The 21,325-nt window shown below is 55.6% G+C and carries 15 protein-coding genes and 2 pseudogenes; 9 read left to right on the top strand and 8 right to left on the bottom strand.

Features of this window, described 5'->3' with window-relative positions; genetic code table 11:
- Window positions 1-20 precede the first annotated feature (20 nt).
- Window positions 21-515 (top strand): SprT family zinc-dependent metalloprotease, encoded by a 495-nt coding sequence (locus ABRP31_RS05730; RefSeq protein WP_087272446.1) that lies wholly within the window; start codon window positions 21-23, stop codon window positions 513-515.
- Window positions 516-534: 19 nt separating this feature from the next.
- Window positions 535-797: pseudogene (locus tag ABRP31_RS05725) on the top strand (transposase); the annotation flags it as partial.
- Window positions 798-945: 148 nt separating this feature from the next.
- Here the strand turns inward: ABRP31_RS05725 and ABRP31_RS05720 are convergent.
- The 4 genes from ABRP31_RS05720 to ABRP31_RS05705 all read right to left on the bottom strand — a co-directional run bounded on the left by ABRP31_RS05720 (window position 946) and on the right by ABRP31_RS05705 (window position 5,470).
- Window positions 946-2,304 (bottom strand): dicarboxylate/amino acid:cation symporter, encoded by a 1,359-nt coding sequence (locus tag ABRP31_RS05720; RefSeq protein ID WP_087272563.1) that lies wholly within the window; start codon window positions 2,302-2,304, stop codon window positions 946-948.
- 532 nt (window positions 2,305-2,836) lie between these two features.
- Window positions 2,837-4,183: an ATP-binding protein gene (locus tag ABRP31_RS05715; RefSeq protein ID WP_349973257.1), complete on the bottom strand. Its 1,347-nt coding sequence runs from the start codon at window positions 4,181-4,183 to the stop codon at window positions 2,837-2,839.
- Window positions 4,180-4,857, bottom strand: a complete 678-nt coding sequence (locus ABRP31_RS05710) for a response regulator transcription factor (protein ID WP_087272452.1) — start codon at window positions 4,855-4,857, stop codon at window positions 4,180-4,182. Before ABRP31_RS05710 ends, ABRP31_RS05715 begins: the two co-directional genes overlap by 4 nt.
- A 229-nt stretch (window positions 4,858-5,086) precedes the next feature.
- On the bottom strand, window positions 5,087-5,470 hold the full coding sequence (locus ABRP31_RS05705) for a hypothetical protein (RefSeq protein ID WP_349973260.1): 384 nt from the start codon (window positions 5,468-5,470) through the stop codon (window positions 5,087-5,089).
- A gap of 186 nt (window positions 5,471-5,656) precedes the next feature.
- On the opposite strand from ABRP31_RS05705, the gene ABRP31_RS05700 reads away from it, so the two are divergent.
- Together ABRP31_RS05700 and ABRP31_RS05695 are read left to right on the top strand one after the other, a co-directional pair.
- Window positions 5,657-6,451 carry a dienelactone hydrolase family protein gene (locus tag ABRP31_RS05700; RefSeq protein WP_349973262.1) on the top strand — a complete coding sequence of 265 codons (795 nt, stop codon included), beginning with the start codon at window positions 5,657-5,659 and terminating at the stop codon, window positions 6,449-6,451.
- 197 nt (window positions 6,452-6,648) lie between these two features.
- Window positions 6,649-7,374, top strand: coding sequence for a 4'-phosphopantetheinyl transferase superfamily protein (locus tag ABRP31_RS05695; RefSeq protein ID WP_349973265.1), 726 nt, complete (start codon window positions 6,649-6,651; stop codon window positions 7,372-7,374).
- 91 nt (window positions 7,375-7,465) lie between these two features.
- Here ABRP31_RS05695 and fhuF read toward each other — a convergent pair whose 3' ends face one another.
- Window positions 7,466-8,143: a siderophore-iron reductase FhuF gene (gene fhuF, locus ABRP31_RS05690; RefSeq protein ID WP_349973266.1), complete on the bottom strand. Its 678-nt coding sequence runs from the start codon at window positions 8,141-8,143 to the stop codon at window positions 7,466-7,468.
- Between the two features lie 829 nt (window positions 8,144-8,972).
- On the opposite strand from fhuF, the gene ABRP31_RS05685 reads away from it, so the two are divergent.
- The 4 genes and pseudogenes from ABRP31_RS05685 (at window position 8,973) to ABRP31_RS05670 (ending at window position 16,532) form a co-directional block, all read left to right on the top strand.
- On the top strand, window positions 8,973-11,885 hold the full coding sequence (locus tag ABRP31_RS05685; protein ID WP_087272468.1) for a ribonucleoside-diphosphate reductase subunit alpha: 2,913 nt from the start codon (window positions 8,973-8,975) through the stop codon (window positions 11,883-11,885).
- Between the two features lie 554 nt (window positions 11,886-12,439).
- Window positions 12,440-12,955, top strand: a pseudogene (locus ABRP31_RS05680) (MCP four helix bundle domain-containing protein); the annotation flags it as partial.
- A 66-nt stretch (window positions 12,956-13,021) separates the two neighbouring features.
- Complete coding sequence (locus ABRP31_RS05675; RefSeq protein ID WP_372489421.1) at window positions 13,022-14,080, top strand: methyl-accepting chemotaxis protein; 1,059 nt, start codon at window positions 13,022-13,024, stop codon at window positions 14,078-14,080.
- Window positions 14,081-15,284: 1,204 nt separating this feature from the next.
- Window positions 15,285-16,532 carry a ribonucleotide-diphosphate reductase subunit beta gene (locus tag ABRP31_RS05670; RefSeq protein WP_087272475.1) on the top strand — a complete coding sequence of 416 codons (1,248 nt, stop codon included), beginning with the start codon at window positions 15,285-15,287 and terminating at the stop codon, window positions 16,530-16,532.
- Between the two features lie 296 nt (window positions 16,533-16,828).
- Here the strand turns inward: ABRP31_RS05670 and ABRP31_RS05665 are convergent, their stop codons facing one another.
- The 3 genes from ABRP31_RS05665 to dcm all read right to left on the bottom strand — a co-directional run bounded on the left by ABRP31_RS05665 (window position 16,829) and on the right by dcm (window position 20,200).
- Window positions 16,829-17,785: a hypothetical protein gene (locus tag ABRP31_RS05665; protein WP_349973270.1), complete on the bottom strand. Its 957-nt coding sequence runs from the start codon at window positions 17,783-17,785 to the stop codon at window positions 16,829-16,831.
- Window positions 17,786-18,252: 467 nt separating this feature from the next.
- Window positions 18,253-18,714: a very short patch repair endonuclease gene (locus ABRP31_RS05660; protein ID WP_349973271.1), complete on the bottom strand. Its 462-nt coding sequence runs from the start codon at window positions 18,712-18,714 to the stop codon at window positions 18,253-18,255.
- A gap of 58 nt (window positions 18,715-18,772) precedes the next feature.
- Window positions 18,773-20,200, bottom strand: coding sequence for a DNA (cytosine-5-)-methyltransferase (gene dcm, locus ABRP31_RS05655; protein WP_349973272.1), 1,428 nt, complete (start codon window positions 20,198-20,200; stop codon window positions 18,773-18,775).
- A gap of 468 nt (window positions 20,201-20,668) precedes the next feature.
- Between dcm and ABRP31_RS05650 the strand changes: the two genes are divergently transcribed.
- On the top strand, window positions 20,669-21,235 hold the full coding sequence (locus tag ABRP31_RS05650; RefSeq protein ID WP_349973275.1) for a Bro-N domain-containing protein: 567 nt from the start codon (window positions 20,669-20,671) through the stop codon (window positions 21,233-21,235).
- Window positions 21,236-21,325 lie beyond the last annotated feature (90 nt).

Below are 21,325 nucleotides of genomic sequence, written 5' to 3'. Positions count from 1 at the left end.
TCTCTGGAGACCGATGAAGCATGCCCGAGCAACTCAACACCCGTGTCGAAGTCTGTTACCAACAAGCCGAAGCCTTTTTCAAACGTCCTTTCAAACGCCCGGTCGTCAGCCTCAAGCTTCGCGGCCAAAAAGCCGGCGTCGCGCATTTGCATGAGAACATGCTGCGCTTCAACCCTCAGCTCTACCGGGAAAACAGCGAAGACTTTCTGCGCCAGACAGTGGCCCATGAAGTCGCGCACCTGATCGCCCATCAACTGTTCGGTGACCGCATTCAGCCTCACGGTGAAGAATGGCAACTGATAATGCGCGGCGTCTACGAGCTACCACCCAACCGCTGCCACACCTACGCCGTCCAGCGCCGCAGCGTCACGCGCTACATCTACCGCTGCCCCTGCCCGGGAAGTGAATTCCCGTTCTCGGCCCAACGTCACCAAATGGTCCGCAAGGGTCGCCGCTACCTGTGCCGCAGTTGCCGGGAAACGTTGGTATTCAGTGGTGAGACACGGGTGGTGTGAGGTTCTACGCGACTGCGGGGTAGTGATGCCTGACCATTTCCACTGGTTACTCGAACTGAAGAGTGGCTCATTGAGTCAGGCAGTCGGGCGTACAAAGTCCCTGACGTGCGCAGCGGTAAATGCTGCACAAGGGCGCACGGGTAGTATCTGGCAGCAAGGTTTTCATGACCGTGCCGTTCGACGTGATGAGGATCTAAAGGCGTTGGCGCGCTATGTCGTGATGAACCCGTGCGCGCAGGCTTGGTCAAGCGGATTGGTAATTATCCGCTTCGGGACGCTGTCCTGAGACCGAGTCGTCCTTATCGCGGGCAAGCCACGCTCCCACATATCCCACGTCGTCAAATCAGCTTGCTAACGATAGTGGCGGCTAGCCGCCAATCCATAAAAAAACCCATCCGAAGATGGGTTTTTTCAGTAACGCGGGCTGTGTTTAAACAGGCTTACGCGTCGGGATCGGACGGGTCACTGGCTCTTCAGCCAGTTCGGCAACGCCCAGATCATCTACTGGAGCAGTGTTGTCGATACCACGACCACCGGAAGCCAGCTCGGATTGCAGCTTGTCGGTGTCCAGCTCGCCTACCCACTTGGCAACCACAACGGTGGCAACAGCGTTACCGACCAAGTTGGTCAGGGCCCGGGCTTCGGACATGAAGCGGTCGATACCCAGGATCAGCGCCAGACCGGCAACCGGCAAGTGGCCAACAGCCGACAGGGTTGCAGCCAGTACGATGAAGCCGCTACCGGTCACGCCAGCAGCACCTTTGGACGACAGCAGCAGAACCAGCAGCAGGGTGATCTGATGGGTGATGTCCATGTGAGTGTTGGTCGCCTGAGCGATGAACACTGCAGCCATGGTCAGGTAGATCGAAGTACCGTCCAGGTTGAACGAGTAGCCAGTCGGGATAACCAGACCGACTACCGATTTCTGTGCGCCCAGGCGTTCCATCTTGATCAGCATGCGAGGCAGTGCCGATTCCGAAGAGGAAGTACCCAGTACGATCAGCAGCTCTTCACGGATGTAGCGGATCAGCTTGAGAACGCTGAAGCCGTGAGCGCGGCAGATGCCACCCAGTACGATCAGCACGAAAGCGACGCACGTGATGTAGAAGCAGATCATCAACTGACCCAGCTGCACCAGCGAGCTCACACCGTAAGCACCGATGGTGAATGCCATGGCGCCGAAGGCACCGATAGGCGCGAGCTTCATGATCATGTTGATGATGTTGAACATCACGTGTGCGAAGCGATCAATGAAGTCCAGAACCGGCTTGCCGTAAGCACCCAGGCGGTGCAGCGCAAAGCCGAAGATCACCGAGAACATCAACACTTGCAGGATGTCGCCGTTAGCGAATGCACCCACGATGGTGTTCGGAATCACGTTGAGGATAAAGCCGACGACGCTCTGGTCCTTACTCGCCGTTACATAAGCGGCGATCTTGGACGCATCCAGCGTGCTCACGTCGATGTTCATGCCGGCGCCCGGCTGAACAACGTTGACCACGACCAGACCGATCAGCAGCGCGATGGTCGATACGATTTCGAAGTACAGCAGCGCGTAGCCGCCAGTCTTGCCCACCGATTTCATGTTCTGCATGCCAGCGATACCGCTAACCACAGTACAGAAGATGATTGGGGCAATGACCATTTTGATCAGTTTGATGAACCCGTCGCCCAGCGGCTTGAGGGCCTTGCCGGTGTCAGGATAGAAGTGGCCGATAAGAATACCGATCACGATTGCTACGATGACCTGGAAATACAGGGATTTGTAAATCGGCTGACGAGTCGTCATGAAATCATCCTCAAGGGCGTTGTCGGCACCATTCATGTGATGCGCGCGACGCCTAACGAGCTAACCCTCCTGCAACTGGAGGGATTTGTTTTGTCGAGCTGCACGAGGCAGACCTCTCACCTGTATCGCAAAGCTCGTGCCACTTTTGCGAAACACGCTGAACATCATGTAAACCGGTATGTTGGAGTCTAGTAGGGGTTTGAACATCCGCTCAGACGTGGCGGATTTCCGCCGATTAGCGGAATAAATTCAGAAGGAGTGGCGGGTATCCGCCGATCCGCCATCAAATCGCCACCCCATGACTTATAGACCATGGCGACGATGAGCGGAGGTTTTATCGCGAGCAAGCTCAGCTCTCACAGATATCTGGCGGCCGACAGTGTAATTGTGGGAGCCGGGCTTGCCCGCGATACATGAGATGCAGCCAGAAGCCACACCGCGTTATGGTTTATCGTCGCAGTGCCGCCCAGACCAAGCTCTGCTCCCACAAAGGTCCTGCGATGTGTCAGGGATATCGGGGAACAGCGAGGAACTACCCCGCGAAAAAATGAATCCGGAACGCAGCCCCGCCAAGCGGAGAGTCATCCAGGGTCAGGCGGGCGTTATAGCTTCCGATGATGTCTTTAACCACTGCCAGCCCAATCCCCTGCCCCGGGTTCTGGCGGTCCAGCCGTTCGCCTCGCTGCAAAATACGCTCACGCTGGTTTTCCGGCACGCCGGGACCGTCGTCTTCGACACACAGCTCATCACCAGAGTCGGACGGGCGCAGGCTGACCCGCACCTGCCCCAGGCACAGCCGATAAGCGTTTTCCAACAGGTTGCCGAGCATTTCCAGCAAAGCGCCCTCCTCCATCGGCACCACGCATTCGTCCGGTAAATCCAGCGTCACTTTCACCTGCTTGTCGCGATAAACCTTCTCCAGCGTATTGCACAGGCTTTCCACCACCGGCCGCAGCCTGACGTGATGACGTACCAGCCCGCTCTTGCGCAGGCTGGCGCGTTGCAATTGATAGCCAATCTGCTGACTCATGCGCTCGATCTGCGATTGCAGAATGCGCGCCTGCTCCACATCCTCAGGTCGTTTGGCGATGTTTTCGCTGACACCCTGCAACACCGCCAGCGGGGTTTTCAGGCTGTGGGCCAGGTCATCAAGGGAATCGCGATAACGAATCCGCTGCTCGCGCTCACTGCTGAGCAAACGGTTCAACGAGCCGGTCAGACGCAACAGTTCACTGGGATGGTTTTCACTCAGGCTCTCGCGCTGGCCCGACTCCACCTGATCCAGCTCCTGACTCAAACCACGCAAGGCACGCAGCCCCCAGGTCAGCCCCAGCCAGAGCAGCGCGAGCAATACCAGCAACGCCGCGCCAAATCCTAGATAAAGCTTTTGCCGCAACTCAGTCACGGTTTCCTGATAACCGCGCACCGGCTGCAGGGCCACGATACTGAAGGCCGCGTTACGGCCGCCCAGCAATTTGATTTCCACGTCATAGACGAAAAACTCTTCGCCGTTGGATTCCCTGATCGTCGTGAACTCACTGCCCTTGCCGTCGTAACGCGGCTGGTAGTCGATGAACTCGTCTTCGGTGGCCAGCGAACGCCAGACCAGATCACCCTGGCGGTTATAGATGTAGCCCAGCAAGCGCGAGCCGGGCAGGTTGAATTGCTCGCCAGGCAGTACGGAAGGCATTAACAGACGGCCATTCTCGACCCTGGCTGCAGAAATCAGCGTGGTCACATCCGACGCCAGGCGCTGCTCGATGGAGCCGCGCAACGCCAGGCTGAACGCGCCTTGCAAGGCAGGCAACATGAGCAACATGAAAATAACTGCAAGGGTCGCTGCGCCGATCATCAGGCGCAGGTGCAGCGAACGAATCATGTGCAGCGCTCGTTGAACAGATAGCCCAGCCCGCGCACGGTTTCGATGGGTTTGAAAGCTACAGTGCCTTCAATCTTGCGCCGCAGACGACCGACCAGCACCTCGATCACGTTCGGATCGCGCTCTTCGTCGTCAGGGTAGAGCTGCTCCATGAGGCGCTCTTTGGCCACCACTTGCTGATGGTGACGCATGAGGTATTCCAGAATCCGGTATTCATAGGCGGTCAGCGGCAGCGGTTGCTCATCCAGCGTCGCCTGTTTGCGGTTCAGGTCCAGGTGCAAGGGGCCGGCAATAATCGTCGAGTGGGTAAAACCGCTGGCCCGACGCAGCAGGGCATTGAGTCGCGCTTCCAGCTCTTCGAACTGAAACGGCTTGACCACGTAATCATCAGCCCCGGCGGCCAGCCCTTCGACTTTGTCCTGCCAATTGCCCCGGGCGGTCAGGATCAGGATCGGGAATGCCTTGCCAAGGGTGCGTAACTGGCGAATCAGCTCCAGACCGCTCATGCCCGGCAGCCCGAGATCAATCACCGCCAGGTCATGGTTGAACTGGCCGACCTGATACAGCGCCTCTTCGGCGTTGGCGACCGACTCGACGATATGGCCAGCCTCGGTCAATCGGGTTTGCAAGTGATGGCGCAACAGCGCCTCGTCCTCAACCACCAGCAACTTCATGACGTTCTCCTGGGTGATGTTTCACGTTCTAAAATCAACTCGGCAGCCCTGCCAGACAACATACAAACCACTGAATTGAAATACATCCTGCAGGAGTGCACGAGCAACGCGAGGCCGCGATTGCGATTTATCAGGCAAACCGCCATCGCTGCCTCGCGTTGCTCGTGAGCTCCTGCAGGACCATGTTTGCTGCGTGATCGCGCATCGCCTCGGCCACAGGGCATGAAGTTCAAAGCACCTGCTGCCCCGGCTTCCAGCTTTGCGAATCACCCTCTTCAGCACTGAACCCCGGCGCATGAGCCTGCCGCAGATCATAGTGCCCCGAGAGTGTTTTCTGCGCGACCGGTACACCGTTATAAGTCCCCGACAGGCTGTCATAAGCCGCCGAATAATACAGCCGGTCGGCGTGAGGCTGGTCATCGCCCTGCTCACTCAGGCCCTGACTCCAGACGCTACTGCCTTGCGACCTGCCACTCTCGCCAAACCTGTCGACCCGCTCACCACTCTTGTTCAGCGGTGCTCGGGAAACTTCATTGCCGCTATCTGCCGCTTGCGCCGCTGCGCTGCCGCCCAGAAAAGCCAAAGCCAGGAAAAACTTGTTGAGTGTCGTCATGGTGTAGTCCTCTTGCGCCGGGCGCTGTTCAGGTACGACACCAGACTAGTCTGCGCGCCCTGAACCGGCCCTGAACACCCACTGAACCCGCGCTGAACAACTATCTACCGCACACAATAAAAAACACTCGGCACAATGCGCTAATCTTCTTGCGCATTCCCACCCGCTATATAGAAGGAGTAGATCATGCGTTTCTGGATTGCGTTGCTGATGATGGGGCTGGCCGGTGTGACTCAGGCGGCCATCAAGACCGAACAGGTCAACTATAAAAGCGCCGACGGCACCCCGCTGGTGGGGTATTACGCTTATGACGACGCCATCAAAGGCCAGCGTCCCGGCATCATCGTGATCCACGAATGGTGGGGCCTGAACGAGTATGCCAAACGCCGCGCCCGTGATCTTGCAGCTTTGGGCTATAGCGCCATGGCCATCGACATGTACGGCGAAGGCAAGAACACCGAACACCCGAAAGACGCCATGGCGTTCATGCAGGCGGCGTTGAAAGACAGTGATGCGGCCAACAAGCGCTTCGATGCAGGCCTTGAGCAATTGAAGAAACAACCCCAGACCGACCCGAAGAAAATCGCAGCCATCGGTTACTGCTTCGGCGGCAAGATCGTTCTCGATGCGGCCCGTCGCGGCGAACCGTTGGCTGGCGTGGTCAGCTTCCATGGCGCACTGGTCACCAATACGCCCGCAAAAGCTGGCGGCGTGAAAGTCCCGATGCTGGTGGAACATGGTGCTAAAGACAGCATGGTCACTCCGGAAAACGTCGCCGCCTTCAAAAAGGAAATGGATGACGCCGGTGCCGACTATAAATTCGTCAGCCTTGCCGACGCCAAACACGGCTTCACCAACCCTGACGCCGACCGCCTCAGCCATGGCGAGCACGGCGGCCCGGACATCGGCTATAACAAAGCCGCTGATGAAAGCTCGTGGAAAGACATGCAGGCGTTTTTGAAAAAAGTGTTTGGCGCGTAAACCCGCCTAGGATGAACCACAATCCTGTAGGAGCTCACCGAGGTTACGAGGCCAGCGATAGCGGAGTGTCAGGCAAACCGCTATCGCTGGCCTCGTAACCTCGATGAGCGCCTACAGGTCTGGTGTTTGCCGGGCGACTTTGCGGTATCTGGCAAACCGCCTTCCCAGCACCGCATTCCCCCGGCAAAATGCCGCTCATGACTCAAAACCACCTTCCCGCCTGCTGCCCAGCCCTCCATCACCATTGGCCCTTGCCCCATGCCTTGGCGAATGTGGCGTTGGTCAGCGGCCATTTCGACCCAAAGCAACTTGCTGACGGCGACTTTAAACGCTGCGTGATCACGCCTCCTGCCAGCATTCAGCGCTCCGTAGCCAAACGACAAACCGAATTCCTCGCCGGCCGTTTATGCGCCAGGGCAGCGCTGCAGCATCTGGACGGTCGTGACTGGGTGCCGGACATCGGCGAAGACCGTGCACCGGTCTGGCCGACGGATATCTGCGGCTCCATCACCCACAGCACCGGCTGGGCCGCGGCCATCGTTGCCAACAAACAGCATTGGCGTGGCCTGGGACTGGACACTGAAAACCTGCTCAGCCACGAGCGCGCCACGCGTCTGGCCGGGGAAATCCTCACGCCGTGGGAAATGCAGCAAATGGCCGCCGGACCTGCGGAGCACGTTGCTCTGCACGTGACGCTGACCTTCTCTATAAAGGAAGCACTGTTCAAGGCGCTGTATCCCATCGTGCATAAACGCTTTTATTTCGAAGACGCGCAGCTGCTGCAATGGTCCGCCGACGGCAAAGCCCGCCTGCGTCTGCTGACCGACCTGTCCAGCGAATGGCACAACGGCAAGGAGTTGGAGGGGCAATTCAGCGTGCAGGGCGAGCATGTGTTGAGTCTGGTGGCCGTGCCTGCCAATTAAACGCAGGATTTGTAGGAGCTGCCGAAGGCTGCGAAAGCGATTCGTCTGACACACCGTTTCGCAGCCTTCGGCAGCTCCTACAGCAACCGGACTAATCTGCTCCTATCGGACAATGCTCACACCGCCCCACCCACTCCACCTGATGGCTCAAACAACAGCTGCGCCGCTGCCGACGCGGTGGCTCGCCTATATAGCGGATGGAGTTGAACAGAGGATTACCTCGCCCATCGCTCAACGTCTTGCTGCGCAACAATGCATAACCTGCGTCCAGAGAGATATCGGTCAGCGTGCTCAATCGCACAAGGCAGCGCTCAAGGTAATCCCCGGCGTTGCCCCACAGAACCACTGCCGACACATTGCCCATCCGACTGAGCACTTCAATAAAAGGATGCAGATTGTCATCCATCAACGCGGCAAAACTCACAGGCTGACTCGTGCCAACGCCGAGAAACCGCAACCCGCCCGGCACCCCGCGTTCATCCAGCGCTAAAGCGATTTGATCCAGTTGCAACGGCCAGCGCCAGCCATGCACCAGACCTGCCGCCACAACCGTCGGAATGACTTGCATGAAGTAATACTTGGACCATTGCGACACCAACACCGGCCGATGGCTGGCCAGCAATTCAGGGCCATAGATGTTCAGCAACAGCTCATCCAGCACCTCAGCCTGCAAGAGCTCCGGCAGCGCCCGCACCGGACGCAGATCGTCGTCCGCCAGCAGGCCCTGCCCGAAGCACTCAAGTGCGCCGCTGAATAATGGGTGGGGCATCGGGCTTCCTGATGGGAAAAAGGGGATTCTCAATTTCTATAGGAGCTCACGAGCACCGCGAGGCAGCGATGGCGGTTTGTCTGATACACCGCTATCGCGGCCTCGCGGTGCTCGTGCGCTCCTACAGAAGCAACATCTGCACTGAGGGAATGACAGCGCGCCAAACCGCAACCCGCACAATTCTACCCACCATCACCACCAAGCACACCACATGCCAAACCGCCCTTGCCAGGGGCATTTTTTGTGATAGGGTTCGCGCCCGCAAAAATCCGCTGAGCGCCGTAAAAAAACCTTAATAAGCCTCAAAGAGGCCTCGGTCCAGTAGTTATGCGGCCTACACGCGATGTAGCGCTTTCATACACCAATTACACACAGCTTTATCCACAGGTAGTGCGTTGCAATTGGTGTCCGAAACGCTTTATCTTGTAGCCCGGCTTCACCTACAACCCTACATGTAGGGTTTTACGGTAAAAACCCAACACAAGTCGAATAGGGATTTCAAGCATTTTTCTCAGGTATTGCGGGTGAACCAAAGGCTCATTCAGGAGCCAAAGCTGCGCCCCATACACCCGAGCATGCTCTCCCCCTTCGGCCGCAGCGAATCCATGTATTTGTTGCAATATTTAACAGGCACCATCCAACAGATTCCTCAGGGCAGCGAGCAACGATTCGCTGCCTTTTTGACTTCAAAGCCAGGGACGGTGAAACCCGCCATCCCCATTCCGTTTTGAGGTCGTTACAGCCGACGCTTGTCGACTGAATGCCTACAAACCGGATCGGTGGGTGCTTAACCAGCACCCAAACAAACATAGAGAACGTGGAGACACCCATGCAAACAGACACAACTCGCGAGAACTCGCCGAACCCGGCGCCGCAGACAAGCCAGTCCCAACAGGATCTGTCCGCGACCGCTCCCGGCCAGCTGCGCGTGATCAAGCGTAACGGCACTGTCGTCGCCTATACCGACGACAAAATCACCGTCGCTATCACCAAAGCGTTTCTTGCAGTTGAGGGCGGCACCGCCGCTGCGTCTTCGCGCATCCACGACACCGTGGCCCGTCTGACCGAACAAGTCACCGCCACCTTCAAACGTCGCATGCCTTCGGGCGGCACCATCCACATCGAAGAAATCCAGGACCAGGTTGAACTGGCCCTGATGCGTGCCGGCGAGCAGAAAGTGGCTCGCGACTACGTCATCTACCGTAACGAGCGCTCCAAGGAGCGTGCCGTTCGTGGCACCGACGCACCGGTCGACGCCCACCCTTCGATCCGTATCACCCGCGCCGACGGCAGCGTTGCGCCGCTGGACATGGGTCGTCTGAACACCATCGTGACCGAAGCATGTGAAGGTCTGGCTGAAGTCGACGCCAACCTGATCCAGAACGAAACCCTGAAAAACCTGTACGACGGCGTGGCGATGAAAGACGTCAACACCGCGCTGGTGATGACCGCCCGTACTCTGGTTGAGCGCGAGCCGAACTACTCGTTCGTGACCGCCCGACTGCTGATGGACACCCTGCGTGCCGAAGGCCTGAATTTCCTGGAAGTGGCCGAAAGCGCTACTCACCACGAAATGGCCGACCTGTACGCCAAGGCCCTGCCTTCGTACATCGCCAAAGGCATACAGTTCGAATTGCTGAACCCGATCCTGGCCACCTTTGACCTGGAAAAACTCGGCAAGGCGATCAACCACGAGCGTGATCAGCAGTTCACCTACCTGGGCCTGCAAACCCTGTACGACCGTTACTTCATCCACAAGGACGGTATCCGTTTCGAACTGCCGCAGATCTTCTTCATGCGTGTGGCCATGGGCCTGGCGATCGAAGAGAAAGCCAAAGAAGACCGCGCCATCGAGTTCTACAACCTGTTGTCGTCCTTCGACTACATGGCTTCGACGCCGACGCTGTTCAACGCCGGAACCCTGCGTCCGCAACTGTCCAGCTGCTACCTGACCACCGTTCCGGATGACCTGTCGGGCATTTACCACGCCATCCACGACAACGCCATGCTGTCCAAATTCGCAGGCGGTCTGGGCAACGACTGGACCCCGGTTCGTGCTTTGGGTTCGTACATCAAAGGCACCAACGGCAAATCCCAGGGTGTTGTACCGTTCCTGAAAGTCGTGAACGACACCGCTGTAGCCGTTAACCAGGGTGGCAAGCGCAAAGGCGCTGTCTGTGCGTACCTGGAAACCTGGCACATGGACATCGAAGAGTTCATCGAGCTGCGCAAGAACACCGGTGATGATCGTCGTCGTACCCACGACATGAACACCGCCAACTGGATCCCTGACCTGTTCATGAAGCGTGTCTTCGATGACGGCAAATGGACCCTGTTCTCGCCTTCCGAAGTACCGGACCTGCACGACCTGACCGGTAAAGCCTTCGAAGAGCGTTACGAATACTACGAAGCCCTGAGCGAATACCCAGGCAAGATCAAGCTGTTCAAGACCATCCAGGCCAAAGACCTGTGGCGCAAGATGCTCTCGATGCTGTTCGAAACCGGCCACCCATGGCTGACGTTCAAAGACCCGTGCAACCTGCGTAGCCCGCAGCAGCACGTGGGCGTGGTGCACAGCTCGAACCTGTGCACCGAGATCACCCTGAACACCAACAAGGACGAGATCGCGGTCTGCAACCTGGGCTCGATCAACCTGCCGAACCACATCGTCAACGGCAAGCTGGACACCGACAAGCTCAAGCGCACCATCGACGTAGCCGTTCGCATGCTCGATAACGTTATCGACATCAACTACTACTCCGTGCCACAAGCGAAGAACTCCAACTTCCGTCACCGTCCAGTTGGCTTGGGCATCATGGGCTTCCAGGACGCGCTGTATCTGCAGCACATCCCTTACGGTTCCGATGCGGCTGTCGAGTTCGCCGACCGTTCGATGGAAGCTGTCAGCTACTACGCGATCCAGGCGTCTTGCGACCTGGCCGACGAGCGCGGTGCCTACGAGACGTTCCAGGGTTCCCTGTGGTCCAAAGGCGTGCTGCCACTGGATTCGCAACAGATCCTGATCGAACAGCGTGGCCAGAAGTACATCGACGTTGACCTGAACGAAACCCTGGACTGGGCGCCAGTACGTGCCCGTGTGCAGAAAGGTATTCGTAACTCCAACATCATGGCCATCGCACCGACCGCGACCATCGCCAACATCACTGGCGTATCGCAGTCGATCGAACCGACTTACCAGAACCTCTACGTGAAATCGAACCTCTCGGGCGAATTCACCGTGATCAACCCGTACCTGGTTCGCGACCTCAAAGCCCGCGACCTGTGGGACTCGGTCATGATCAACGACCTGAAGTACTACGACGGTTCGGTACAACAGATCGAGCGCATCCCGCAGGAACTCAAAGACCTGTACGCCACCGCGTTCGAAGTTGACACCAAGTGGATTGTTGACGCAGCAAGCCGTCGCCAGAAGTGGATCGACCAGGCTCAGTCCCTGAACCTGTACATCGCTGGCGCATCGGGCAAGAAACTGGACGTGACCTACCGCATGGCCTGGTACCGTGGTCTGAAAACCACTTACTACCTCCGTGCCCTGGCCGCGACCAGCACCGAGAAATCCACCGTCAACACCGGCAAGCTCAACGCAGTATCGAGCGGCGGCCACGGCCCGGACGACTCGGCGATCACCGCCCCGCGTCCAACCGAAGCAGCACCAGCCGGCCCAGCACCAGTGCCAAAAGCCTGTGCCATTGACGAGCCGGATTGCGAGGCTTGCCAATAAGCATTGGCAGCAAGGCAGACCTCGCTTCCCTTGTGGGAGCGAGGCTTGCCCGCGATAATGTCACCCTGCTGTAACTACCGAAATACAAACCGGGAGCCTCAAACCCTCCCGGCTTCACCCCCTCCAAACCGCTTCCTGCACGTATCGCCCGCCCTCTTCCAACTCGCGAAGACCTACTCAAAACCTATCGCAACAACCCAACCTGACACCGCAGCTCCCTCCAAATTAAGCCCAATCCTGTAGGAGCTCACCGAGGTTACGAGGCCAGCGATGACGGCATGCCTGACACACCGTGATCGCTGGCCTCGTAACCTCGGTGAGCGCCTACAGATTTAATGCTCGGCAAACGAGATATTCAGCCCAATACCCCAGCAAAAACACCCGACCACATCCAAATAGATAGGTCGAAAAATCCCATAGCATGACACTATCCATCCCGTAGCCACCCTCAATTGGGCGTCAATGCCACGTGAGGATATCTTCCGGCTATTCGCAATAGATGGCGCATTGATACCAACGCGCTTCAGCAGTTTGCTTACCCACGAGCTCACCTCATGAAAAAACCGATTTCCCTCGCATCGCGCATCGGCCTTGGCTTTGCCGCCATCGTGTCGCTGCTTGTATTGATCACCGCCGTGGGTATCCAACGAGTTGGATTTATCGACTCCACCCTGGAAGACGTCAGCGACAACGCCGCTAAAGTGCAGCGCTATGCAATCAACTTCCGCGGCAGCGTACACAACCGCGCTATCGCCATTCGCGATGCCGTACTGGTCAGCAATGATCGTGATCTTGAATCCCACCTGGCTGAAGTCACCCGCCTGCAAAAAGACTACGTCGATTCAGCCACGCCGCTGGACCAACTGTTCGCAAGCCACCCCGTCAGCACGCAAGAGCAATCCATGCTGCGCGCCATCAAAGACATCGAACAGCAGACCCTTGCCTCCACCAAAAAACTGATCGACCTGCGCCGGACTGGCGACATCGCAGGCGCTCAGGCTTTGCTGCTCAATCAGATATCCGCCGACTACAGCGAGTGGCTGAAACGCATCAACGCTTTGATTGACTACGAAGAAGCTTCGATCAAATCGCAGCTCAATGATGTGCAAGCCACCGCCAGCCAGTTTCGCGGCTTGATGTTGCTGGCAACGGGTGCGGCCTTGCTGCTGAGCATCTTCCTGTCGGTGATCATCATCCGCTTCGTCAAATCCACCCTCGGCGCAGAACCCACCGAAGTGGCTCAAGCCATCCAGCGTCTGGCAGCTGGCGACCTGCAACAAAGCATCGTCACCCCTTACCCCGACAGCGTCATGGGCGTATTGAAAACAGCGCTCAGCCGCTTGGCCGACACCATTACCCAAGTGCGCATGGCCGCCCAAGAGGTCAACCAGTCGTCCACGCTGCTGTCCGCCACTTCGATTACCAACAACGACCAGATCAACCTGCAAACCCGTGAGGCTGAGCAAGTAGCCACCGCGATTACGCAAATGGCGGCGACCGTCAACGAAGTCACCGGTTATGCATCCCAGGCCGCCGATGCAACGCGCCTGGCAGACGGCGAAGTGATCAGCGGTAACCAGTTGGTCGCAGACACCACCCAAGCGATCGAACACCTGGCCACCTCGCTGGCGGAAACCACCCTGACCGTGGAGCGGGTCTCCAAACAAAGCGAAGAGATTGAGAGCGTGATCGACGTGATCAACTCCATCGCTACGCAAACCAACTTGCTGGCTCTCAATGCGGCCATCGAAGCGGCGCGGGCTGGCGAGCACGGCAGAGGTTTTGCGGTCGTCGCGGATGAAGTGCGCTCGCTGGCCAACCGGACCCAGCGCTCCACGCAAGACATACGGGACATGATCAGCACCCTGCAAAGCGGCACTGAAACCGCCGCGCAAACCATGCGTGACAACTGCGAACTGGTCGGCCGCACCGTGGAACAAACGCGCAACGCACAAGGCGCGCTGTCCAAGATCAGCCAGGAAGTGGGCGCCATCAACCGCATGAACGCGCAGATCGCCGCCGCCTCCGTGCAGCAAAACGCCGTGGCCGAAGAAGTCGCCGTCAACATCAACCGCATCCACGGCTCCACCGTGCAGTCCGCAACCGGATCAAAACAAGTCGCCACCGCAAGCCACGAACTGGCAAAACTGGCAGACCGCCTGACCCAAAAAGTCGCCTTCTTTAAAGTCGGCTAACCCCAGCCATCCCCGGCAAGCCTGCCCCACATCAAACCCTGTGGGAGCCGGGCTTGCCCGCGATAAACGATGACGCAGTACAACTTCAGACCGCAGCGCTACCATCGCGAGCAAGCTCAGCTCCTACAAATACCAGCCCCACCGCCAAACCCTGTGGGAGCCGGGCTTGCCCGCGATAAACGATGACGCGGTACAACTTCAGACCGCAGCGCTACCATCGCGAGCAAGCTCAGCTCCCACAAATACCTGCCCCACCGCCAAACCCTGTGGGAGCCGGGCTTGCCCGCGATAAACGATGACGCGGTGTAACTTCAGACCGCAGCGCTACCATCGCGAGCAAGCTCAGCTCCTACAAATACCAGCCCACCACCAAACCTGTGGGAGCCGGGCTTGCCCGCGATAAACGACAACGCGGTAGAGCTTCAGACCGCAGCGCTAACATCGCGAGCAAGCTCAGTTCCTACAACTACCTGCCCCACCACCAAACCCTGTGGGAGCCGGGCTTGCCCGCGATAAACGATAACGCGGTACAACTTCAGACCGCAGCGCTACCATCGCGAGCAAGCTCAACTCCCACAAATACCTGCCCACCATCAAACCCTGAACAAGACCAAATATTACCCACAAGCCAACCTCCCCTCCGACCAACCGTTGGTCACCTAAAAATCTCCACCGCAAAGCCGCTCCCCGCCACAACCCCCGCTATCTAAGGCATAGAGAAACATTGACCGCCATCAAGCTAAAAACGCATACCGCAAATGCGTCGCAACGACACATTGCCGGACAGCCTCACGACCTATATGCTGTGTTTCGAAATATGAAAAACACTACATAAGGGATTTCCGCCGCATTTACGGCCGTATCTTCTCCTCTGAGAATGAACCCGCAAATGCAGAAGAAAATAACGAAAATCCTTCCTCAAACTCAGTCATGGATAAACAAGTGTCGGGCGAAATCTGTATAATCCCGCGCTCGCTCCAAGGTACTCAAATGACCCTTTGCCCACGCAATGCCGTCTTGCCTGAAAGCCACCTTGAGTCCCCGTTTTGCTCGCCTGTAAGGCCCCAAAGCCGCGGCAGCAAATCCATTGATCGACCCGCTGTATCACCATCAGGTCGATCCTGAGTAAAACTCGAAAATTCCGTTGCCAGCGTCATCCACTCGACGCAGGCACTACATCCTTTGAAATTCAGGAGCTTCCACCATGCTGAGCTGGGACGAATTCGATAAAGAAGACGGCGAAGTAGCCACCAAAGCAACCAACGCCGGTCACGCCAACGAAGCCAACATGGACCGCCTCGACAGCGCCGGTGGCGCCGCAGCCACCGAAGCTCGCGCCGTTACCGAGAAAGACTCCCCTGCCCTGATCCGTGCCAAAAAAGCACTGGACGCACTGGACGTCGCCGAAGGTCTGGCTGAACTCGAAGGCGCCAGCGCCCGCGTTGCCGTTGACGAAAAAATGATGATCAACTGCCGCGCCGACCTTAACCAGCTCGTGCCATTCAAGTACGACTGGGCGTGGCAGAAATATCTGGACGGTTGCGCAAACCACTGGATGCCGCAAGAAGTCAACATGACCGCCGACATCGCCCTGTGGAAAGACCCACAAGGCCTGACCGACGACGAGCGCCGCATCGTCATGCGCAACCTGGGCTTCTTCTCCACCGCCGACTCCCTGGTTGCCAACAACCTGGTACTGGCCGTGTACCGCCTGATCACCAACCCGGAGTGCCGCCAGTACATCCTGCGCCAGGCCTTCGAAGAAGCGATCCACACCCACGCTTACCAGTACTGCATCGAATCGCTGGCCATGGATGAAGGCGAGATCTTTAACATGTACCACGAGATCCCATCGGTCGCGAAAAAAGCCGCCTGGGGCCTGAAATACACCCGTTCGATCTCCGATCCGAAGTTCGAAACCGGCACCGTCGAAACCGACAAAGAACTGCTGCGCAACCTGATCGCCTACTACTGCGTACTGGAAGGCATCTTCTTCTACTGCGGCTTCACCCAGATCCTGTCCATGGGCCGTCGCAACAAAATGACCGGCGTTGCCGAGCAGTTCCAATACATCCTGCGCGACGAATCCATGCACCTGAACTTCGGCATCGACGTGATCAACCAGATCAAAATCGAAAACCCACACCTGTGGGACGCCGAAATGAAGGAAGAAGCCAGCCAGATGATCCTGCAAGGCACCCAGCTGGAAATCGAATACGCACGCGACACCATGCCGCGCGGCGTACTGGGCATGAACGCCGCGATGATGGAGGACTACCTCAAGTTCATCGCCAACCGTCGCCTAAGCCAGATCGGTTTGAAAGAAGAATATCCGGGGACTACTAATCCATTCCCATGGATGAGCGAAATCATGGACTTGAAGAAAGAGAAGAATTTCTTTGAGACTCGGGTTATTGAGTATCAGACTGGTGGGGCTTTGAGCTGGGATTGATTTGATCCCGGGCTGACAAGCTTCAAATGAAAGGGCTGCCTGAAAAGGTGGCCCTTTTTTATTGCGCCATACGCGATTGGCAAAGAATCCGTTGGAGCGAGGCTTGCCTGCGAAGAAGTCAGCTAAGGAAGAAACCTAAAGTGCCAGTAACACTTAACCCTCATAACTAACGCGATCTCTCGCCTCACGTATTTTTTTGGCCATATCGAAACCATAAGGGTAAGGGATCGAAAACAGTAAACCATGATAAATACCGAACATCTGACCCTGAATCAACACCAAGTAAACCCGCTACCTCAGGGAATCTTAAATCCCCGAGAGAACAGACTTTTCTCCATCATCAACTGATACCTCACGCCAGAGTAAAACGTTCCACTCTTAGAACGTGATTCAGTAAGAGTTTCTTGGTGATAGCCTCCAGTCTTAGACAAACCACAAAAATCTGACGGTTCTAACGCACTGAAGACGACTTCCTTAACGCTTTTGCTAATAAAGTCATAATCTAGGTTGCTAGCAGGCGAGGCCACCCTACTATCAAAAATCATATAAAAATATTCCACACCCAATGCTTTGATGGAAATGTAGTTGTTCACGTGAGAGATATCTAGTCCATAACACTCTACAGACACCCGCTTGCCTGACGTGGAGTACGTACCTGACTGGATCGCGGCTACAACGCAAGCAAGGTCTTTAAGAGTTAGGACATTGGGTAAAAGTTCATGATAGCTCCCAGCAGGATATTTCCTTTTAAACTCACACACTATCAGACGACCGTCTTTATTTAAAAACACACCATCAATATCAGTACAGCCATAGGCAGCGGTCGAGTTAAGCAAATTACGCCGATGTAATATCTCCCTCAAAACGTGTAAATCCATGCGTTCATAGAACGCATTTATGTCGGAGACATCATTGCTGTAAATGTGTGGTTTAGAAAAATAATCGGTAGATTTTTTGCACATTTCAATGCCGATTTTTTTCTCTTTAAGGGAAACGGAAAAGAAATCTGCCAATTGATATCGACAAAAGACATCATCTTCAACAAGGGCCTCCAGCACTAAAACGGGCTTCCCCGCGGACCTCAGCCTTTCTGAAAAAGCAACATCCGCCTCTGAAAAACTCTCATTTGATGAAAGCTTAAAATAAACCTCAGCCCCCTTAACCTTCCCTCGACACCACCCTGAAGCGAAGGCAATGGATTTTGTTTTCTTCATCAAAAGAGGAGAAATCACAAGTTCAAAATAGACTTCCATGACTAGACCACGAAGCCTTTGAGTAGAGTCACCACTCAAAATACGAGATAGCAAAAATGATCTATCCAATAGCATACTTTCACCGAAACTTACGGTGAATAAGAAGCACCATAGCGTGCCAATTGAATCGCGCGCTCGCAGGAGACTCTAGCGACAATAAGCGTAAACGCCTGTAGGAGACACTAGCCCCATGAGTGGACAAAATAGATTGTATATCCATCACTATGGACTTTTCCTACACGAAAAAAATAGTGTGTAGGATAGCCATCACATGATGGCACATGCAACCTCACCGGCCGTGCATCTAGAGATATTTGTCTTTTAAAAACTGAGTAAGCGGCCTATGGCTAGACTCTACGGCATCTCAGATGTCGACTGAATTGAAAGCCCAGTATCCATTGAAGACTCCCGAATCGATAAGCGAGGCATGCCTAGAAAGTAGAGCGGTATGGACGCTTAAAAATAGACTATTTGAGCATATCCTCGTCAACCTGAAAAAAACGGTCATCGCCTTTCAACCAATCCGAAATCAGATCAACCAGCGCAGTGGATTTTTCTTTTTTCATTGATCGTACAGCGCACTCCCAAACGACAAGCACTCTCCAGCCCATCGCTTTCAGAGCTGCCTCCTGAAGACCATCACGCGCTTGATTTTTTCCGATTTTATCCAGCCAAAACCCCGTACGAGTCTTAGGGACTTTGAAGTATCGACAAGCATGACCATGCCAAAAACATCCGTGGATGAACACGACTGCCTTATATTTAGGAAATAGCAGGTCTGGCTTTCCTGGAAGATGCTTTGCGTGGATACGAAACCGAAAGCCCCGCGCATGCAGGGCTTTACGGATCAGCATCTCAGGAGATGTGTTTTTGCCCTGTATGCCGGACATCATTCTGGAACGGGTTGCTACATCGACAACGTCGACCAAGGAAACCTCCGAACCGTAACGCTGGTGCGTCACGGTCAATGCAGAAGTTTTATTGACCTCAAGCAGGCAGTGCGAATTCCATCTGAGGCTGGCTTTCAGTGGTTTTGGCTTTGGCGGCTAAAATTCGGTCTTTCATAAGCTTGGCTACGGCCTCGAAAACAGGAACAGCAACCGAGTTACCGAACTGCCGGTAGGCTTGGGTATCCGACACAGGGATTACAAACTTGCTCTCGCCTGGTTTATCGAACCCCATCAGACGCGAGCATTCATGAGGCGTAAGCCTCCGAGGACGATTGAGCTGATTCAGCTCACTATTGAAATCCAAGTGCTCCACAAACCCACGGTCCACCAAAATCTCCGAACCGTCCTTGTGATATCTCGCCGATAGAGTGCGGGCGACGTCATTTGAGCGGGTCAAGCCAAAGCCGAAACCATTGCCCTTTTGGCGATGCTTCTCTGCATACCTGTAGAGGTAATCCCAAAGCTTGGGAGTAAGGATGTATTTATCGTCTACATCCTTGTCCAGCAAATCGCCAAAGCTTGGGCGCTGCTTGGGTATGAGCTTGTCGATGTCGCGCAAGGTGAAGCCGCCGTGGACATTCAAATCCCGACGGAATCCGACCAAAACAATTCGCTCACGATGTTGAGGCACGAAGTGCTTTGCATCGATCACTTTCGGATCTGCCCCCTTGGGGGCATTTACGTCCGCAACCTCATAACCCAGTTCATCCAACGCTTCGCAGATGATTCGGAACGTATTGCCCTTGTCGTGACTTTTCAGGTTTTTGACGTTTTCTAGCAGGAAAGCTGCCGGACGCTTTGCGGCGATAATCCGCGCCACGTCGAAAAACAGGGTGCCTTGCGTTTCACATTCGAAACCATGCTTGCGACCAAGGGAGTTTTTCTTTGATACGCCAGCCAGCGAGAACGGCTGGCAGGGAAAGCCTGCTAGCAACACGTCGTGATTAGGGATTTCGCGATCAATATTCCTATAAGCCTCGTCGTCGCTTACCTCTGGCTTGTCCGACAAGGTTACGGTGCGAATATCCTGGTTGAAGCGGTGCCGAATAGGGTCACAGTAGTGGTTGGCCTTATAGGTCCTTACGGCAAACGGATTCCATTCGGAGGTGAAAACACACTCTCCTCCTATGGCTTCAAACCCTTTACGGATGCCACCAATGCCCGCAAACAAATCAATAAAAGTAAACAAAGGCTTGGTGGTCGGGCGCTTTGGTAACAGGGATTTTAGGTGTTGAAATTCCTGATGAGTCAGACGCGGTGACGCTTTACCTTTGACCCAGCGGTTCACAGTCTCACGGCAGTGTGAGGATCCGATTTCGTTCAGCTTCGCCGCCAGTTGCCCTTGGTCATAGATCTCCAACAGCTTATGAAGGAGCGCCATATCTTCAGCAGGGTGCGGATCAGGGGAAAATGTGGATTGGCCCATTGAATATGAATCGGGAGCGGTACTTTCAAAAAGGTTCATGGGCCTAGCTATCCTCTGGGTCAAATCTGTGACAATTGGTCACCATTCTATCCCCTAAATAAATCATTTCATATCATGAAATGATAGAGATATGTTCTGCAACGCAGATAAACTGTACAAAAAAACAGTATACGAACGATCAAGACGCTGTCCACGCATGCGGAGCAGATAACTTATTTTCAGAATCGCCCTACAGCTTTGCTCCTTGTCCACCTCCGCCATGCCCCCTTACCCTTGCACCGCGCCTAAGAAACGCACCAGAACCTCAAAAGCGGCGGCCAGACCGCACCCGATAAAATGCGGCTTTTTGTACCTGCGGCCTCCGGCTGCGCGTCCTAAAATCTCTGTTATGTCGGGAGTGGACCAATACAAGACCCGCAAGGGAAATACGTCCGGCCTTTTCTGCTTTGGGGTTTCTTAACTCCCGACACCTTCAGCCTAAGAAGGCTACAAATGCAGAGATCATTAATGCCTAACCAAGAGTCAAAACTTCCTCCGAGGCTACCCGCTCCAGAAGCCCTCACCCCCACCACTTTCCACCGCCATCACCGCCCACTGCGCACAATCCTGCTGGAATCCCAAGTCTGGTTCTGTGCCCGCGACTTCGGTCGGTTGATGAGTTGGCCTTTGAATGAGCGCACGACCCGCAAGCTGGATGAGGATCAGCGTCGTGTGGTGTTGCTCGGCGCTCATTACGGGGCTGAGGAGGAGTTGATGGTGAGTGAGTCGGGTATCTACGAGATGCTTGTGTATCACTGTCATGCGGAGAAGCGCGCGTTGCGGCGCTGGATCACTAATGAGGTGGTGCCTTGTGTGCGTGATGGTGTGCCGCTCAATGACAACGCGCCGAGTTTGAGTCTGCTGCAATGGCCGGAGTTGTCGGTGTGTCTGTTGAATTGGCGCAGTGAGCCGTGGATCAGGTTGAGGGATATGCCGAGGTTGTTGCCGCATGGGCAGTCGCCTGAGTACAGCGCGTCATCACAAAAACCAAAATTAAAGTGGTGGAAGGCTGTAGTCCAATCATTTGGCCGTTAAGGATCACTGGCTTAGGCAAAGCTGGCATTTCGATCCGTAACTTATCGCTCCCAAGCGTGAATGCTCACGCCTTCCCCTTGTCGATCTGCG

Origin of the sequence: Pseudomonas caspiana, assembly GCF_040224095.2 — a bacterium.
GTDB classification, from domain to species: Bacteria; Pseudomonadota; Gammaproteobacteria; order Pseudomonadales; family Pseudomonadaceae; genus Aquipseudomonas; species Aquipseudomonas caspiana.
The sequence above is the reverse complement of the archived record's forward strand: the minus strand, read 5'-3'. Positions and strand labels throughout refer to the sequence as shown.

What these genes read in the sequence shown, in the direction of transcription:
- ABRP31_RS05695 (WP_349973265.1), top strand. Translation starts at nt 6,649, where the DNA reads ATGACTCAAAACCACCTTCCCGCCTGCTGCCCAGCCCTCCATCACCAT.
- ABRP31_RS05715 (WP_349973257.1), bottom strand. Translation starts at nt 4,183, where the DNA reads ATGATTCGTTCGCTGCACCTGCGCCTGATGATCGGCGCAGCGACCCTT.
- ABRP31_RS05730 (WP_087272446.1), top strand. Translation starts at nt 21, where the DNA reads ATGCCCGAGCAACTCAACACCCGTGTCGAAGTCTGTTACCAACAAGCC.
- ABRP31_RS05650 (WP_349973275.1), top strand. Translation starts at nt 20,669, where the DNA reads ATGCCTAACCAAGAGTCAAAACTTCCTCCGAGGCTACCCGCTCCAGAA.
- ABRP31_RS05705 (WP_349973260.1), bottom strand. Translation starts at nt 5,470, where the DNA reads ATGACGACACTCAACAAGTTTTTCCTGGCTTTGGCTTTTCTGGGCGGC.
- ABRP31_RS05675 (WP_372489421.1), top strand. Translation starts at nt 13,022, where the DNA reads ATGTTGCTGGCAACGGGTGCGGCCTTGCTGCTGAGCATCTTCCTGTCG.
- ABRP31_RS05720 (WP_087272563.1), bottom strand. Translation starts at nt 2,304, where the DNA reads ATGACGACTCGTCAGCCGATTTACAAATCCCTGTATTTCCAGGTCATC.
- ABRP31_RS05685 (WP_087272468.1), top strand. Translation starts at nt 8,973, where the DNA reads ATGCAAACAGACACAACTCGCGAGAACTCGCCGAACCCGGCGCCGCAG.
- ABRP31_RS05665 (WP_349973270.1), bottom strand. Translation starts at nt 17,785, where the DNA reads ATGGAAGTCTATTTTGAACTTGTGATTTCTCCTCTTTTGATGAAGAAA.
- ABRP31_RS05670 (WP_087272475.1), top strand. Translation starts at nt 15,285, where the DNA reads ATGCTGAGCTGGGACGAATTCGATAAAGAAGACGGCGAAGTAGCCACC.
- fhuF (WP_349973266.1), bottom strand. Translation starts at nt 8,143, where the DNA reads ATGCCCCACCCATTATTCAGCGGCGCACTTGAGTGCTTCGGGCAGGGC.
- ABRP31_RS05700 (WP_349973262.1), top strand. Translation starts at nt 5,657, where the DNA reads ATGCGTTTCTGGATTGCGTTGCTGATGATGGGGCTGGCCGGTGTGACT.
- ABRP31_RS05710 (WP_087272452.1), bottom strand. Translation starts at nt 4,857, where the DNA reads ATGAAGTTGCTGGTGGTTGAGGACGAGGCGCTGTTGCGCCATCACTTG.
- dcm (WP_349973272.1), bottom strand. Translation starts at nt 20,200, where the DNA reads ATGAACCTTTTTGAAAGTACCGCTCCCGATTCATATTCAATGGGCCAA.